At 57.9% G+C, this 17,547-nt stretch carries 10 protein-coding genes, 2 tRNA genes and 3 rRNA genes; 3 read left to right on the top strand and 12 right to left on the bottom strand.

Translation table 11 applies throughout. The features are described 5' to 3' along the window. Nucleotides 1-13: 13 nt before the first annotated feature. From KF712_14215 to KF712_14265, 11 genes are all read right to left on the bottom strand, one after another. The gene (locus KF712_14215; protein ID MBX3742148.1) at nt 14-418 is read right to left on the bottom strand and encodes a hypothetical protein; all 405 of its coding nucleotides are present in this window, start codon (nt 416-418) and stop codon (nt 14-16) included. Nucleotides 419-491: 73 nt separating this feature from the next. Then, nucleotides 492-2,228 (bottom strand): ATP-binding cassette domain-containing protein, encoded by a 1,737-nt coding sequence (locus KF712_14220; GenBank protein MBX3742149.1) that lies wholly within the window; start codon nt 2,226-2,228, stop codon nt 492-494. Between the two features lie 46 nt (nt 2,229-2,274). Continuing rightward, nucleotides 2,275-2,736, bottom strand: a complete 462-nt coding sequence (locus tag KF712_14225; GenBank protein ID MBX3742150.1) for an iron-sulfur cluster assembly scaffold protein — start codon at nt 2,734-2,736, stop codon at nt 2,275-2,277. Nucleotides 2,737-2,825: 89 nt separating this feature from the next. Next, nucleotides 2,826-3,902, bottom strand: coding sequence for a hypothetical protein (locus tag KF712_14230; GenBank protein ID MBX3742151.1), 1,077 nt, complete (start codon nt 3,900-3,902; stop codon nt 2,826-2,828). 99 nt (nt 3,903-4,001) lie between these two features. Next, the gene (locus KF712_14235) at nt 4,002-4,406 is read right to left on the bottom strand and encodes a hypothetical protein (protein ID MBX3742152.1); all 405 of its coding nucleotides are present in this window, start codon (nt 4,404-4,406) and stop codon (nt 4,002-4,004) included. A 103-nt stretch (nt 4,407-4,509) separates the two neighbouring features. Beyond that, nucleotides 4,510-4,625 (bottom strand): 5S ribosomal RNA (rrf, locus tag KF712_14240). Between the two features lie 281 nt (nt 4,626-4,906). Beyond that, a 23S ribosomal RNA gene (locus KF712_14245) occupies nt 4,907-7,741 on the bottom strand. Nucleotides 7,742-8,032: 291 nt separating this feature from the next. Next, a tRNA-Ile gene (locus KF712_14250) sits at nt 8,033-8,109 on the bottom strand. Between the two features lie 59 nt (nt 8,110-8,168). Then, nucleotides 8,169-8,244, bottom strand: a tRNA-Ala gene (locus tag KF712_14255). A 229-nt stretch (nt 8,245-8,473) separates the two neighbouring features. After that, nucleotides 8,474-10,013, bottom strand: a 16S ribosomal RNA gene (locus KF712_14260). The 16S, 23S and 5S rRNA genes sit together here with 2 tRNA genes alongside, the layout of an rRNA operon. A gap of 818 nt (nt 10,014-10,831) precedes the next feature. Further along, nucleotides 10,832-11,998 carry a benzoate/H(+) symporter BenE family transporter gene (locus KF712_14265; protein MBX3742153.1) on the bottom strand — a complete coding sequence of 389 codons (1,167 nt, stop codon included), beginning with the start codon at nt 11,996-11,998 and terminating at the stop codon, nt 10,832-10,834. Between the two features lie 220 nt (nt 11,999-12,218). Between KF712_14265 and KF712_14270 the strand changes: the two genes are divergently transcribed. Together KF712_14270 and KF712_14275 are read left to right on the top strand one after the other, a co-directional pair. Further along, entirely contained in the window at nt 12,219-12,962 is a 744-nt protein-coding gene (locus KF712_14270; protein MBX3742154.1) for a hypothetical protein, read from the top strand. Next, entirely contained in the window at nt 12,959-13,870 is a 912-nt protein-coding gene (locus KF712_14275; GenBank protein MBX3742155.1) for an endo alpha-1,4 polygalactosaminidase, read from the top strand. Before KF712_14270 ends, KF712_14275 begins: the two co-directional genes overlap by 4 nt. Nucleotides 13,871-13,879: 9 nt before the next feature. On the opposite strand, the gene KF712_14280 is transcribed toward KF712_14275, so the two are convergent. Then, nucleotides 13,880-14,323: a VOC family protein gene (locus KF712_14280; GenBank protein ID MBX3742156.1), complete on the bottom strand. Its 444-nt coding sequence runs from the start codon at nt 14,321-14,323 to the stop codon at nt 13,880-13,882. Nucleotides 14,324-14,473: 150 nt separating this feature from the next. Here KF712_14280 and KF712_14285 point away from each other — a divergent pair, with 150 nt between their 5' ends. Further along, nucleotides 14,474-17,482 (top strand): discoidin domain-containing protein, encoded by a 3,009-nt coding sequence (locus KF712_14285; protein ID MBX3742157.1) that lies wholly within the window; start codon nt 14,474-14,476, stop codon nt 17,480-17,482. The last annotated feature ends 65 nt before the right edge of the window (nt 17,483-17,547 follow it).

The following is a 17,547-nucleotide window of genomic DNA, read 5'->3' on the forward strand; positions in this document are numbered from 1 at the left end:
CGGCGGCGGGGGTTCAGAGGCGGTTGATGGCGGTTGCAACAGGCACACCACCTTGGCGGAACTTCACGCGGATCGCGTATTTCTGCTGTCTTGCGATGTTCAGGTGGCTGAATGAGGCGGGGATCTCAACCCCGATCAGTTCGTCCCCCCCGGGGGTGTTCACCCGCAGGCTCACCACCTGGCCGCGCGAGGTCGTCCAGCGCAGTTGCTGGTCGATCTTTCCCTCCACCATATACTCATTGCCACGCAGGCTGTTGCCGTTTTCCAGCAGATCCCTCACGTCGAGCTTCTCCACATCCCCCATCGGAGAATCCTTCTGACTGACGAAATGCCTCCCGCCGAAGAACAGGACGGCGACAACGGCGATGATGCCGAGGACGACACCGGGATGGAGACTCGAACTAGCGCGGCGGGCCATGGAAATTCGTGGATTTGGGTTTCTGGAGCGGTGAACCTACCCGCTTCCGCGGGGCATATCGAGAAGGAAGTTCCTACGAATCCCACTGCGACCGCCGGGCACCCATCCATGCGGCGACGAGCGATATGAGGATGTGGGCCGCCAATGCCTGCACGCATGCCACCTGCGGAGACAGCGCGGTATCGATCACGGATCTCACCGCCTGGTGCACCTGGGTCTGGAGTGCCTCCACCGAGCCTGACCATGCCCAGTACGCGGAAATGAACGGACGGGTGAATGATTCGATATGCTCCGGCAACGCCAGAACGGCCCCCGACAGCGGAAGCTGGAATCCGACCAAATAGATCGAGAGGAGGGAGGCCTGCTCCGCCGTCCGCATCCATGACGAAATCGCCAGACAGATCGCCGTCATCGCCGCATTCACCGCCAGCAGGAACCCGGCGTGCTGGAGGAAATCCCCACGGAAAGGACCGAAGAAATTCACGAAGAACGCCATCCACGCGGATTGCGCGACCACCAGGCAGGCAAGGAACGCCACCTTCGATCCGAGGTAGGCCGCAGGCCTCAGTCCGGCGAATTTTTCCTTTTCGTAAATCGGCCTCTCACCCGCGATCTCCCGTGCCGAGTTGTTCGACCCCATGAGGGACAGCAACACCACCTGGAACATGATGATGCCGGAGATGGCGGACCCGACCTTCGCCTGGTCCGCGCGCACGCTCTGCTGCTCCTGGATTTCCGCGGCCATGTCGTTCTGCCTGCTTTCGGAAAACTTCCGGATGTTGCCTGATGCCTTGTCGCTGAAGAGGGTGACCAGCAGCGGAAAGCAGATCAGGATCGCTAGCTGCAGGAAGACCTGCCCCTTGTCCCTGAAGAAAATCTTCCACCTCCGGGAAAGGAGTGTGGAAAATTGGCTGACAAGGCCGGGGATCGGTGCGGGCGCTTCCGCATCCTCTCCGGAGGTGGCCCCTTTCCTGGGTTTCAACTCTCCGGAAGCCATCAGACGGCCGCGGCTTTTGGCCAGCATCTTGTCATAGAGATCTCCATGTTTCTGCCACGACTTCTGCCAGCTTTCCGATGATTGCGTGGCCAGCCGCGGATAGATTTCCTCCGTATCCTTGACGGAGAAGTAATGGTTCAAACGGTCGGGCGGGCCGTGATAGGCGACCCTTCCTTCATGCAGGACAAGCACGGAATCATACAGTTCCAGATGAGCCAGCGAATGGGTCACGGAAAGCACGATCCTCCCGCTCTTCCGCGACAGTTCGTGCAACAACTGGACGATTTCCCGCTCCGAGCGCGGATCCAGTCCTGATGTCACCTCATCACACAGCAACAACTGCGGGTCGGAAACCAACTCCATCGCCAGCCCCAGTCTCCGCTTCTGCCCGCCGGAAAGCACCCGCACCTGCCGGTCATTGATGGAAGCGAGGCCCGTCTCCCCAAGCACGCGGTCGATCCGGCGGTCGAGTTCCTCCGTGGAGCCGCAACGCACGCGGAGACGAGCCGCCGTTTCAATGGATTCATCCACCGTCAGCGGATCGTAGGCGATGGAAAACTGCGGCACATAGCCGATCTCGGACGGCGAAAAATCCTCATCCGTGGAAAGATTCCTCCCATTCCACAACAAGGCACCGGCGGACTCCGGATTCAGTCCTGCGATCGTTTTCAACAACGTCGTCTTTCCGCAACCCGACGGTCCGACAATCGCCATGAAGTGCCCCTCCGGCACCTTGACGGAAACCTGGTCGACCAGATTGATGTCCGATCCTTCTTTCCGGATCGTGAAACAGACTTCCTGGAGTTCCAGCACGGATTTTGGGGGTGTTTCAGGGAAGGGGAGGATGAAACCCAAAGGATCAGTCCAGTGGCACGATCTTGATTTTACCCGCGGAAGGACGCTGGAAAGATCCTGAAAGCGTGTTGGTTGCCATCTCCACCGGAGTGGCAGGTGTGGCATCCAGGGCATTCTTCAACGCTCCCTCCACCAACTGACCGCAGTGGATCTTCATCGGCGGAAGCGCGCCGAGATCCGCGGAAAGCTCCGCCGCCGACAGGCTCCGTGCTTCTTCAGCGGTCTTTCCCTTGAGGAGTTGCGTCGCCATTGATGCCACCGCAATCGCCGTCTGGCAGCCGAATGCCTGGAAAGACGCCCGGTCGATGACCTTCTTTCCATCTTTCTCGGTGAACTTGAGCCACATCCGCATCATGTCACCGCACTCCGGGGAACCGACCGTTCCCACCGCATCCGCATCTGGAATCTCCCCTTGGTTCTGCGGGTTTGCCAGCGCGTCGCGGACCTTTGATTCGAATTCACTCATGCCATCAACTTGAACAGTTTCCCCGCCCTCCGCAAGGGTCCTCATCACCTCCAAAGACATGCCGCTCCTCTTCCGGAAACACGCTCCGGTCAGTTCCCGGTTCCCTTGTAGATTTCCTTCATCATCTCCATTTTCCCAGGATCCTTGGCGACACTCGCTATCGTGAACATCATCACGCCGGTGCTTTTCCCACCAAGCCCGTACCGGAGCACTTTCCCGAACTCCTCCGGAGACACCCTGGGGTCGTCGTGGGCTTGGACGATGGGCCACATCTGGGGATAAGAATCCGCATTTCCTTTCATCCACGGTTTTGCCCCGAGATACGCGACGAATTCCTCCACATACTCCGGCGGCTTTCCGGACCGGCCGTGATAGATCATCGGAGAAAAGACATCCACGTGCTGTGCCAGCGCATCGAAATCCAACCCCAGGCATCTCCTCCGCACCCCGCTCAGATCCTCATCCTTCCACGCGGTGTGAAAAATGCCGACCAGTGCGTTCGGACGAATCTCCTTTGTGATCGCACGGATTTCCTTCGCCCAATCCACAATCACATGCACCCGCCAATCCTCCCATTTCCTGGCGGCGTTGGTGAAAATCCATTTGGCCTTCTCTTGCGGAGTCTTCCCCACCACCTCGACACCCGCCCATTCTTCGAACTCGGACAGGCACGAATCGTTGAAACACGTTTTGATGAGGACGGGATAAGGATCTTCGAACTGCCCGTGCCAATGGGTGTAGTCCATCCAGATCCCGTCGAGTTCGTATTTTCCGAGAAGATCACGCAGTTCCTTCATCCGGAATTCCCGGAACCCCTTGTGCGTGGGACACACTCCCATGAACCAAGTGGCCGGTGGAGCGGGATTTCCCGAATCATCAATGGGATGCGCATCAGGATGATTCTTCACATAGTCTCCATATTTGCCGTTGAGGGTGGGGAACTCGGCGAAAACCTTGCATCCTTCCGCCTTTGCCCGCTTGAAGGTGGCATCGTCAATGCCTTTGCCATGGATGAAAACCGCGTTGACGCCGTATTCATCGAGTTTGGCCCCGGTATCCCAGAATGCCTTGGGATGGGCATAGGTTCCACGAATGATCTCCGGTTTTCCTTCGGCCCCGAAGGAAGAGATCCAGATGAAGGCAAATATACGCAGGATGGTGTTCATCGCATTTCTTTCGGGACAAAGCGACCATCGCTCCAGCCCAACCTATCAATAAAGACGCATGGGTGGCGGTTCTTGCAGAAAATCGTCCTCGGAAAGTGACTACGACGGACAACCCGCCGTGTGTTGGAAATCAATATTCTCACAAGATGATCCGAATTGTAGCCGCGTACGGGACAATCCGCCAACAAGAGCTTCATTCGCTGCCACGCAACAGCTCATCAATCCTCCTGACGAGTGCATCCACTGAGTCGAAAGATTCGTCGATCCTCTCAAAGAATGGCGAAAAAATCCAGCCGTTCTGGACAAACCGTAGATCCGATTCGTCGAAAAATACTCCGCACAATAATCCACCCCGTCTATCACCAGATCCAGCATCATGTTGCCGGAAGGAAATGTGGTCAACTTGGCTCCGGTTTCAGGGAAGCGATCGGCAATTGCTTCAAATTCTGCTGGGGATTCCATTTCGGTTTCGTCGGGATTCGTTTCGCACTGCGATGAAGGCATCTCCCCCGAGGGATTCCCGGTTTCCGCCATCCGCGATGCCGGCCAAGTGGATATGCGGCCAAAAAAAAAGCCCCGTCCATTCTCTCGAATGGACGGGGCATATACCTGGCGACGACCTACTCTCACAGGACCTGTCGTCCCACTACCATCGGCGCTGTGGCGTTTCACTTCCGGGTTCGGAATGGGACCGGGTGGTTCCACCACGCTCTGGTCACCAGAGGGCAATGCTGGGAGTCCTTTGGCCTTCGCCATCGGGTCCAGGACTGGGTCTCTGGGGGCCTGAGCTATTTGTTTTGTCATCAGTCAATGGTCACCAGTCATTGGGGAAGGAGTTGGATTTCCTACCTGATGACTGCTGGCCGGTGGCCGCTGACGGCGACCTTGCGGTCGCTTCAGCCCGCTCGCTGACATCCACACGGAGAGTGCGTTTCCTTCGATCCTGCAGGCCTCGATTGTTTCAGGCCATTCACGGTCATTGTCACTTCCAATTCCAAAAAATAGGAATCAAGCCGAACGGATGATTAGTACTGGTAAGCTGCATATGTTGCCACACTTCCACTTCCAGCCTATCAACGTCGTAGTCTCCGACGATCCTTCGGGGAAAACTCATCTTGGGAGGAGCTTGGCGCTTAGATGCTTTCAGCGCTTATCTCTTCCGCACTTAGCTACCCGGCCATGCTCTTGACAGAACAACCGGTGCACCAGAGGTGCGTCGATTCCGGTCCTCTCGTACTAGGAACCGAACCCCGCAGTTTTCCTGCGCCCACAGAGGATAGAGGACCGAACTGTCTCGCGACGTTCTGAACCCAGCTCGCGTGCCGCTTTAACCGGCGAACAGCCGGACCCTTGGGACCTTCTCCAGCCCCAGGATGCGACGAGCCGACATCGAGGTGCCAAACTTCATCGTCGATATGAACTCTTGGATGAAATCAGCCTGTTATCCCTAAGGTACCTTTTATCCGTTGAGCGACGGCAATTCCACATTCAACCGCCGGATCACTTAGGCCTACTTTCGTATCTGCTCGACTTGTGGGTCTCACAGTTAGGCGGGTTTATGCCTATGCACTCGACACACGGTTACCAACCGTGCTGAACCCACCTTCGCGCTCCTCCGTTACTCTTTGGGAGGATACCGCCCCAGTAAAACTGACCGGCTGACACTGTTCCCTGCCCGGATTCACGGGTTCAAGGTTAGATCTTCCAACACCCAAGGGTGGTATCTCACTGGCGACTCCTTGATCCCCTAAAGGACCAATTCAACGTCTCCCACTTATGCTGAGCATGAATGTCGAAAAACCAATGACAGCTTACAGTTAAGGTCTATAGGGTCTTTCCGTCCTTCTGCGGGTAGGCGGCATCTTCACCGCCATTACAATTTCACTGAGCACCTGGTTGAGACAGCGCCCAACTCGTTACACGATTCGTGCAGGTCGGAACTTACCCGACAAGGAATTTCGCTACCTTAGGACCGTTATAGTTACGGCCGACATTCACGGGGACTTGGACTCGAAGCTTCGCGTTGCCGCTAACATCTCATCTTAATCTTTCCGCATTGGTCACGTGTCACATCCTATACTTGGACTTGCGTCTTGGCAGAATGCTGTGTTTTTGCTAAACAGTCGGTTGGGCCGTTTCACTGCGGCCTTGTAAAACAAGGCACCCCTTATCCCGAAGTTACGGGGCCAATTTGCCGAGTTCCTTAACCAGGGTTCACTCTTACGCCTTGGTATATTCTACCCACCCACCTGTGTCGGTTTGCGGTACGGGTTCCTTAGCATACACCGGAGCTTTTCTTGGCACCGACTTTGATGATGCGGATCGGCCGTGGCCTCACCTAAGAATTCAATCACTTGTTCATCTCCATCGATGCGTCCCTCCGGTTTAAGGGGCGGAAGTGCTGGAATATTAACCAGCTGTCCATCGCCTACGCATATCTGCCTCGGCTTAGGTCCCGACTAACCCCGGGACGAAAAACGTAGCCCGGGAAACCTTGGGTTTACGGCGGACGGGGATTTCACCCGTCTTATCGTTACTCATGTCTGCATCCTCACTTCCCGACTCTCCACGGTCAGTCGCCATCGCGCTTCAACGTGTCGGGAATGCTCCTCTACCGCGCCAGGTCCCAGGACCTGACACCCAGAGCTTCGGTATTGCGCTTATCGCCAATCATTTTCGGCGCGGGATCTCTCGATGAGTAAGCTATTACGCACTTTTTAAATGGTGGCTGCTTCTAAGCCAACATCCTCACTGTCTAAGAAATCCCACATCCTTTCCACTTAGCGCAATTTAGGCACCTTAGCTGCTGATCAGGGTTGTTTCCCTTTTGACGATGAAGCTTATCCCCCACCGTCTCACTGCCGCGCTCTGTTGAATGGTATTCGGAGTTTGATAGGGGTTGGTAGACGGGTATGCCCCCTAGCCCTTTCAGTGCTCTACCCCCATTCATAAACACGCGACGCTGCACCTCAATGCATTTCGAGGAGAACCAGCTATCACGGGGTTTGATTAGCCTTTCACTCCTACCCTCAGCTCATCCGAGAATTTTTCAACATTCACCGGTTCGGTCCTTCACGTCGTATCACCGACGCTTCAACCTGGCCAAGGGTAGATCACCTCCGCTTCGGGTCTAGCACGTGCAACTATGGTCGCCCTGTTCGGACTCGCTTTCGCTTCGCCTGCGTCCCCTAAGGACTTAAGCTTGCCACACATACTAACTCGCAGACTCATTAAGCAAAAGGCACGCCATCACCCCGAAGGGCTCTGACACCTTGTAGGCACACGGTTTCAGGTTCTATTTCACTCCGCTCGCAGCGGTTCTTTTCACCTTTCCCTCACGGTACTGGTTCACTATCGGTCGCTAACTAGTATTTAGCCTTACGGAGTGGTCTCCGCAGATTCATGCAACGTTTCACGTGTGCTGCATTACTCAGGAACACCCTAGGGCTTCTCGGAATTTCGGATACGGGGATCTCACCCTCTATGTCGTGCTTTTCCAAGCACTTCTCCTATTCGTCGAAGTCCCACGTCGGGGTCCTACAACCCCGGAAGCAAGCTTCCGGTTTGGGCTGTTCCGCTTTCGCTCGCCACTACTTACGGAATCGATTCTCTTTCTTTTCCTCCGGTTACTGAGATGTTTCACTTCACCGGGTATCGCGTGCTTTTCCCTATCTTTGTTCAGGAAAAGACGATGCCGAATTACCAGCATCAGGTTACCCCATTCGGAAATCTCCGGATCAAAGCGTATTTGCCGCTCCCCGAAGCTTATCGCAGCTTATCACGTCCTTCATCGCCTGTTAGCACCAAGGCATCCACTGTGTGCCCTTTAAAGCTTGATTCCATATTTTGAAATCAGCTGTTAATGAAGTCCAAAGCCTGGACCTTTCGGTCCGGTTCTTTCTGATCTTCTATATTAACGGCCGGCATCTCTGCCGGCTTGCCGTAAAAATTTGATGTATATTTGGGAATTAGAATATTTCCAAGGACCGTTGTAAGAATGGCTCTTTTTTGAACAATCTTAACTTTGCAGTCTCTTAAAAAATGTCATTTCTCCATGTGGATGTCAAAGAGCGGACTTCATCCGACAGTATCGCTTCGTTCAGAAGTTCTTCCTTTTTCCGGTTCCTGGATGGTGGGCCTGACTGGACTCGAACCAGTGACCCCACGCTTATCAAGCGTGTGCTCTAACCAACTGAGCTACAGGCCCCTTTGGATTCCATGACTCGTATTCCCCGTTTGACCGGAGCTCGAGACGAATCGTGAAGATGGTGGAGGTTAACGGATTCGAACCGTTGACATTCTGCTTGCAAAGCAGACGCTCTACCAACTGAGCTAAACCCCCTTTTACCGGAGGTCGGAAAAATTGTTTCTTCTGACTTCAAAAGAGGAAAAGAGACTGAATTGAGCGCCGCGTGATCTGATCAAAGACGCGGACGGGATTCTATTCAAGTGTTCAAGTTGGGAACCATCACTGGTTGCCCTAAGCCAACGTCTTTCCATCGTTGCCGATGGGAAGCGGGGCTTCGACCTTTCGCAGGGACCGTGAGAACGGTTTGCGAATTTCTCCGTAGAAAGGAGGTGATCCAGCCGCAGGTTCCCCTACGGCTACCTTGTTACGACTTCATCCCAGTTACCAGCTACACCTTAGGACCCTGCCCCCTTGCGGTTGGCGCAGGCACTTCGGGTGCGACCGGCTTCCATGATGTGACGGGCGGTGTGTACAAGACCCGGGAACGTATTCACGGCGCCGTAGATGATGCGCCATTACTAGCGATTCCAACTTCATGGAGGCGAGTTGCAGCCTCCAATCCGAACTGGGCCCAGTTTTTTAGATTTCCTCCACCTCGCGGTCTCGGTTCTCATTGTACTGGGCATTGTAGTACGTGTGCAGCCCAAGGCGTAAGGGCCATACTGACCTGACGTCGTCCCCACCTTCCTCCCAGTTGATCTGGGCAGTCTGACTAGAGTTCCCACCATAACGTGCTGGCAACTAGTCACAAGGGTTGCGCTCGTTGCGGGACTTAACCCAACATCTCACGACACGAGCTGACGACGGCCATGCAGCACCTGTGCAAATCCCCCGAAGGGTCACGCGCTTTCACGCGCTTAGAGATGCATGTCAAGCCTTGGTAAGGTTCTTCGCGTTGCATCGAATTAAGCCACATACTCCACCGCTTGTGCGGGTCCCCGTCAATTTCTTTGAGTTTTAGTCTTGCGACCGTACTTCCCAGGCGGTGCGCTTAACGCGTTAGCTCCGGCACAAGGGGGGTCGATTCCCCTCACACCAAGCGCACACCGTTTACTGCCAGGACTACAGGGGTATCTAATCCCTTTCGCTACCCTGGCCTTCGAGCCTCAGCGTCAGATATTGTCCAGTAGCTCGCTTTCGCCACGAGTGTTCCTCTTGATCTCCACGCATTTCACTGCTACACCAAGAATTCCAGCTACCTCTCCAATCCTCTAGCACGGCAGTATCGGATGCAGTTCCGGGGTTGAGCCCCGGGATTTCACATCTGACTTACCACGCCGCCTACGCTCCCTTTACGCCCAGTGATTCCGAACAACGCTCGGGACCTTCGTATTACCGCGGCTGCTGGCACGAAGTTAGCCGTCCCTTCCTCTTCCGGTACTATCAACCCTGCCGGCTATTCACCGTCAGGTCTTACTCCCGGATGACAGGAGTTTACAATCCGAAGACCGTCATCCTCCACGCGGCGTTGCACCATCAGACTTTCGTCCATTGTGAATTATTCTCGACTGCTGCCACCCGTAGGTGTCTGGACCGTGTCTCAGTTCCAGTGTGCCTGATCGTCCTCTCAGACCAGGTACCCGTCGTAGCCTTGGTGAGCCGTTACCTCACCAACAAGCTGATAGGGCGCGAACCAATCCTCCAGCGACAGCCTTGCGGCCACCTTTAATCTTGCGATACCATGGGGTATTAATCCAAGTTTCCCTGGGCTATTCCCCACTGAAGGGCATGTAATTCACGTGTTACTCACCCGTGCGCCACTGAACCAAACGAGTATTACTACCAATTTGGTTCCGTGCGACTTGCATGTCTTAAACACGCCGCCAGCGTTCGTTCTGAGCCAGAATCAAACTCTCCGTAAAAATGCCGTGACTGTTAGTTTTCTAAAAAAACCACTTAGATCACGGCGACGTTCGGACTTTCGTCCGGACCTGTAAGGCTATCTCACCTTACTCCCGCGCGTCGGGGCTTAACCGACCGCGCGGCGCACAATTCAATCTTTTTCCTCTTCCCAACAGACCCACTTGTTATCCAGTGAAGAACGGTTTCTTTTCCTTGGTTTCCCTCGGAGAATCCCCGCCACTGGCACGCGGCCTGCTGAGCCATACTGTCAAAGAGCTTGTTTCGAGGGGACTAAAAAGCCGATCAGTGTGGGGAGGTGTTAAACCTCTCACCGATCGACTTGGTGTCTCTCGCGTCGCCCGCTGTCGTGGCGACGGGGAGACCCTACCAGAACCGACCCCCGCAGGTCAATGTCTTTTTGAATAGTTTTTTGGAATTTGTTCGGAGGACTTTCGATAACTTATTCATTATTAGATCACTCGGTAAAATTATTTTTTAACAGGATTTGTGACGATTCTGGAAGCTGACAGGGCGGATTTTACAAATCCAGCCATCGCCCAACACTCATTTCCCCATATGGCTCTAGGCTTCAGCCCACTTTCCGGAGTTGTACGGATGTTTCGCACCGATTCCCTCCGTTTTCGACCCGTCGGGCGTCTCTCAGGACGCGATTTCATCCCAAAACGGCCATTTTGATCCTCGGAGGTCATTTCATGGCCGCACTTTGCTCCATTTCGGAGCCATCGCCCGGCGGCTGGCCAGACTATCCGGCTGGTTTCAGAGGCCTTAGCAGCGCGATCCGTGAAGGAAACGCACCGCTCTGAGCCGGTGGCACCCCTCAATGGGCTGCTTTCGGCCTCAGCAACAACACCACCGCTCCCGCGATCATGCCCCAGAATGCGGAGCTGATGCCCAGCAACATCACACCGGAAAGCGTGACGAAAAACGTGACGATGGAAGCCTCACGGAAGCGTTCCTCTTTCAGCGCGACGGTCAGGCCATTGGTGATCGTCCCCAGCAACCCGAAGCCTGCGATGGCGAGGATCAATTCACGCGGAAAAGCGTTGAAAAGGGCGACGATCGTGGCACCGAACACACCGATCAGCGCATAGAACAAGCCCGCGAACATCGCCGCGGGATATCGCCTGCGGGGATCCGGGTGAGCCTCCGGACCCAGGCAGAACGCGGCGGTGATGGCCGCCAGATTGAGCGCATAGCCGCCGAACGGCGCCACCAGCAGATTGGTGAAGCCACTCCACCCGATGATGCGGGAAACAGGCGGCTTGTAGCCGTGCGCCAGGAAGATCGAGACGCCGGGAAGATTCTGCGAAGCCATCGTCACCACAAACAACGGAATGGCGATCCCCACCACGGCCTTCATGCTGAAATGGGGCGTCACCCACACCGGCGTGGTAATCCCCCACTTCACGCTGCCGACATGGAACAACCCCTGCATCATCGCCACCGCGATGCCTGCCAGCAGCATCACCGGCACGTTGTAGCGCGGCCACCCGATCCGGCCGGCCAGATACGCGGCGAACATCACCAGCACCAACCACGGATTCGACGGTACCGCCGCGAACGCATCCAACGCGAACCTCGCAAGCACTCCCGCCAGCAGTGCGGCCGCCAAAGGCACGGGCAGCCGGTTCATGATTTTTTCGAACCATCCCGTGACCCCGCAGAGCGTGATCAGAAGAGCGCTCACCACGAACGCGCCGATCGCATCCGGCATGGTGATGCCACCTTCCGCCGCCGCGGATGCGATGACGCCCGCCCCGGCGGTGGACCATGCGATCATCACCGGCTGCCGTGTGGCCAATGAAAGGCCGACACTGCCCACACCGATACCAATGCCCAGCGCCCACAGCCATGACGCCGTCTGTTCCGGTGTCGCGGACAGATGATGCGCCGCCTGGAAGATCAGCGCGACCGAACTCGTGAAGCCCACCAGGACCGCCACGAAGCCGGCGATGAGGGATGAAAAGGAAAAGTCTTTGGTCATTCCCGGTATCAGGATCGTAGGCAAAGCCCGACGGGTGGCAACCTCCGCGAACGAGCCTGGCGTTCAGCCGATGAATCTTTCCACTTTCACAGACAACAGTGAAGCCGCCTTCCAACAAGATCCGGGCATCCTTTCCGAAGGTCGCACCGCAGGAGCCCAAGGAACGGAATTTCCTCATTGGTGAAAATAAAACGGTCGTTCATCCTTCATTCCACAACCCATGAAAATCCTCGCCGTCCTGCCGCTGCTCGCCACATCCGTGATCGCCGCCGACCTTCCACGGATCCCTTCAAAGCCCATCGCGGAGAAAAAGGATCTACTTATCTCCGAAGACTTCTCAAATGCAGAACTCGCGAAACCCTGGCACAAGGTCGTCGCGACATTCACCGTCGAAGATGGTGCGCTGAAGGGAACCCAGACCCGTGACAAGCTCATCCCTGCCGCAGATGGCAAGCCGGAGGTGAAACCGCACGCCGCCGTCCATGGACTGGAGATCCCCACGAAGGACAGCGTCATCGAGGCGAGGATCAAACTGGATGGAGCCAGCATGGTCGATGTGGAGTTCGACGACCGCGCCTACAAGGGTTCCCACTACGGACACCTCGCCCGCGCCCAGGTCCGGCTGGATGGCATCACCATCATGGACGAGCGGGACGGAAATCAGAACGAGGAGCTGAAACTGATGCGCAACGATCCGTCGAAGAAGGACGAGGTCAACAAGATCATCGCCGCCCATCAGGTGAAATTCCCTGCCAAACTGGAGGCGGGGAAATGGTATAACCTCACCGTGGAAACAGTGGGCGACGCGATGCGGGTTTCCATCGATGGCAAGGGTGTGGCTTACTTCGAATCGCCCGGCATCGGGCATGAAACCAAGTCGAAAATCGAGTTCGGTGTGGCAGGCAAGGACGGCTACTTCGACGATGTGAAAGTGTGGAACGCCGAACCGGTGAGGAAGAAGTGATCAGGCCCCTCCTTTGCTGCATTTTCGGCGGCTTGCTGGCGGCCCAGCCATTGCGGGCCGCGCCTTGCTCCTTCGCCTATGTCCTGCAAGCGGATTCCTTCGCGCCGGACAAGGCCGACGCCGTCCTGCAACTGGCGGCGTCCGGGAGGGATTGGATCGTCCTCGACAGCCGTTTTAGCAGTGAAACCGCGTGGGAACACGCGGACCTCGATGAGATCCGCGCGGGGAAAAAGGGCAGGAAAGTGATCGCCTATATCTCCATCGGCGAGGCGGAGGACTACCGGTCCTACTGGGATGAAAAATGGAATCGCGGGGCAAAACCCTCATGGCTGTTGGGCGAAAATCCCCACTGGAAAGGCAACTACCGCGTCGCCTACTGGCATCCGGAATGGCAGGCGATCATGCTCAAGGTCGTGGACGAGGCGATGGCCACCGGCTTCGATGGCGTCTATCTCGACATCGTGGACGGCTTCGAAGCCTTCGAGAAAGACGGCGCGCGTTTCATCGACGACAGGCCGAATCCCGCCACCCGCCAGTCGTACCGCAGGGACATGGTGGACTGGGTGAAGCGCGTGGCGGCACAGGCCAGGGCGAAAAATACCGTCGCGCTGGTCATCCCGCAGAATGGTTCCCAGTTGCTCGCCCATCCCGACTTTGTCGCGGCGATCAGCGGCGTCGGCATCGAGGATCTGTTCACGGAGGACGACCGCAAGCAACCCGCGAGCCACAGCGACTATGTGCTGGGCTTCCTCAAGGTGTTGGAGGAAACCGGCAAGCCCGTCCTGGTGATCGAGTATCCCAAGCGTGAGAAGTCCATCTCCTACGCCCGGGAGTCGAACCAGCGCCAGAAGTTCACCTGGCTGTTCACGGACCGCGACCTGGAGACGCTGGGCACCTCCGGTCGCTGAGGGGCCGGCTCAGGATTCCCCGCACGGAGTCCAGACGCCCACCATCCAGCTCACGCCAAACTTGTCCTCCAGCATCCCGAAGCGGGGCGACCAGAAGGTTTCCCCCAGTGGCATGGTGACTTTCCCTCCGTTGGAAAGGGCGGCGAAGGCACGGTCCACGGCCGCTTCATCCGGCAGGGTGAGGGAAAGGGAGATACCGCTGATCTTGTCCACCTCCCCGCAACCGTCCGACGCCATCAGGAGGGAGTCCCCGATGCGGAACGCGGCGTGCATGATCTTTTTTCCGTAGCCGTCGGGCAGCATTCCTTCCGGCGGAGGCTCCGGGCTTTCCTCGAAGCGCATCATGGCCTCGACCTGCGCGCCAAGTTCGCTGCGGTAAAATTCCACCGCTTCTTCACACCTGCCGCCGAACATCAAATAGGGTTGGATGATATGTTTGGATATCGTGCTCATGGTTTCTGGAGGTTCGTTTCAATATCACGACGAACGGGAATCCCGCCAAAGGACATCTCCGGCGGATTTTCCCGAAATCCAGCCTCCGAAAATTCCTCTCGCCGCCATCCCTCCCATCCGTGAAAAGGATGAACCCTTGGAGTCATTCCAATGAAACCCATCCCCATCCTCCTTCTCGCGGCCGCCCTGCCGTGTTCCGCGCAGACGAACCATGCGCTCGGAAAGCCGGTGATCGCCGACTCCGTGCGGGCGGGCTACCCTGCGGCCAACGCGGTGGATGGCGTGCTCAGCGATCCATCCCGCTGGCTGGCGGATGCGGCCTCCGGAGGTCATTGGCTGGAGATCGACCTGGGGGCCGCCATCACCTTGCGGCAGGCCCACATTTACTCGGGCTACCAGAACGAGGCGGGCAGCCCGATCACCTCATTTTCTCTACAGCGCTGGGACGGCACCGCCTGGCAGAGCATCCCCGGAGCCGCCATCCAGCCGAACCGCTCGATGGGGACGGTGTTCCAGTTCGACTCCCCCATCACCACCACGAAGGTCCGTCTGGTGGTCGCGGATACCACCATCATCCGCGTCCGCGAGATCGCCCTCTGGGAAAATCCCACGCCGCTGTTCACCGGCATGGTCGGGGACAACCTGCCCATCTGGCACCCGGCCTACGCGAATCTCGCGCTGGGGAAACCTGCGGCAGCCCACGCTTCCGTGAACTCCGGCGTCGCCAACTTTGCCGTCGATGGGGAGGCGGGTGACAACTCGCGGCTCGTCGCCCAGCCCCCCTCCTCCCCTGCCGGGCCTCTTCATGTGGAGGTGGATCTGACCTTCCCCGCATCGGTCGCGGAGGCGCATGTCTACAGTGGCGCGTCCTCCGGTTCCGCGGATGCCGCCTTCCACCTGGAGGCGGAGAACGATGGAACCTGGACCACCATCCCCGGCAGCGTGGTGACGGGAAACACCAGCCAGTCGGTGCGGGTCACTTTCACCGCTCCGGTGACCACCCGGCGCATCCGCTACGTCCCGGACGGGCTGGGTACCACTGGCTTCACCCGGCTGCGGGAGCTGACGCTATGGGAAACCACCCAGGTGCCCCTGAACCTCGGACTCTTCATCGGGGGACCCACGTTGTTGAACCCCGCCACTCCGGTCGCCCTCAACCAGATCGGCTTCCAGAAAGGCGCGCCGAAGCGTTTCACCGCCATCACCTGCCCCGACGGAACGCCTTTCCACGTCACCCCGGCCACCTCCGCGGAACCGCTGTTCTCCGGAACCATCCAGGGCAATCTCGGAGACTTCAGCAGCTTCGATCCCGCATCACCGGGTCCCTACGTGGTGCGGCTGGCACCGGCGGAAAATGCGCCCGGCACCAGCGATCCTTTCCTCATTCTGGACGATCTCATCGGCACGAAATATCTGCCACCAGCCATCCATTTCATGAACGACGCGCGGAGCGCGATCGGCACCCACCCGAGCGCATTCGGCGGTGCACCGTGGCGGGATGGGGCCTACTATTCGTTCGAGATCCCCTCCCTCGTCCACCTGCTCCTCACCCGGCGGGACGTGGTGGTGGCGCTGCCACTCGAAATCGACTGGGAGGCGGAGAAAGCGACGATCCTGTCGCCCGCCTTTGACGGCATCTACAAGGAGCTGACCGCCAGCACCGGCTTTCTCCCGGCCATCCGCCGCTACTACCAGAACTACGAGGCTCCCCGTAGCAACGCTCCGGATCTGGTGAAAATCCTGCATTTCGGCATGGGCGTGACGCTCGAACGTCCGGCGACGAAAGACTGGTCGGGGGACGAGCGGCCGGAGCAGATCCATTCCCAGACCGTGGAATGGGCGGCATGGATCCTCTACTCCTGGCCCGTTCTCCGCGAATGGCTTCCGCAGTCCTTTTACGTCAAAGTCCGCGACTTCGCCTTTGCCGAGTGGGGGAGATCCTCCGGCCTGGGCACCACCACCCGGACGGATGATGATCCGTCATCACTGGAGATCGACCCGCTCTGGCTCCCGTCCACGTACGGCACCGTGGACAAAAGCCCGTTCAAGGGCCGCCATCCCCCGGCCCATTCGATCTGGCCGAATCTCCTCATGTACCAGGTCGCCCTCCGGGAGGGTCGTCCGGATGCCGCGATCTATCTCCAGGCTGCGAAAACCCAGACCCAGTGGCTGATCGACAACCTCGACTGGAACGATCCCCGGACGACCAAGGGCCACCGCATGTCCGAGAACAAGACCATGCCGGGGCTGGCCTACTTCCTCAGGACTTATCCCAGCGAAGCGCCCGCCGGCCTCGCGGCGAAGATCGAGCAATGGGCGGACATCATGATCTCCCGCTCCGCCAATGGATATGACTTCCGCCGCTATGATGCCACCGAGTGGTCGATCCCCGCACTGAACCAGAAATGGAACGAACCGGGAAACCTCGCCGGCTTTCCCGCGTGCGCTCTCGCCGCCGCCTCCACGCTCTCACACACACCGGAAAAGCAGCAACGTCTGCGGGAAATTTCATGGGCGGCCATCGACTGCCTCTTTGGCAGAAATCCATTGCGGGCCGCCTCCCCCGGCAGACCCGTCACCCTCGCGGATGGCAAGCCCGGCGGCTTTCCGGATGTGGAGCGCGGGTGGCCGCAGCTCTACACCGGACAGGCCGCCTATCTGGAAAGCGCGCGCGGTGCCCTCTGCTCCGGCCCCGGCAGCGAACACTTCCCCAACAACCCTGACGCAGCCCTCCGCCATCCGGAGCCATGGACCAACTTCAACGCCGCGTGGAACCTTTCCCTCGCCTACATGGCGGCGGATCTGGATGGAACATGGGACACCCACCGGATTCCCCAGCCCTACACGGGTGGCGCGGGTGAAGATGAAAACGGCGACATGATCCCGGACCTGATCCACCACGCCTCCGTGGGGCTGCACCGGCCTTTTCTCAGTCCCACCCTCCTTTCCGGCCCCGCACTCGATCTCCTTCACAACCTCCAGGCCTACGACACGACATTGACCGTCGAATGGACCACCACCCTGCGGTCCGACGACTGGCATCCAGCGACCTTCAGCGAAGCCGCGGACATCCTCCACAACGACGGCACCCTCACCCGCCGCTGGATCCTCCCTGCGGGTGAGCCGAAACTTTTCTACCGGCTCAAGGCCACCCGCTGAGATCACCACCACCCCATTTTCGGGAAAAACCGGAGATGCGCCGGACTGGAACGCGCTTAGGGTAG

Source organism: Akkermansiaceae bacterium (assembly GCA_019634595.1).
GTDB lineage: Bacteria > Verrucomicrobiota > Verrucomicrobiia > Verrucomicrobiales > Akkermansiaceae > Luteolibacter.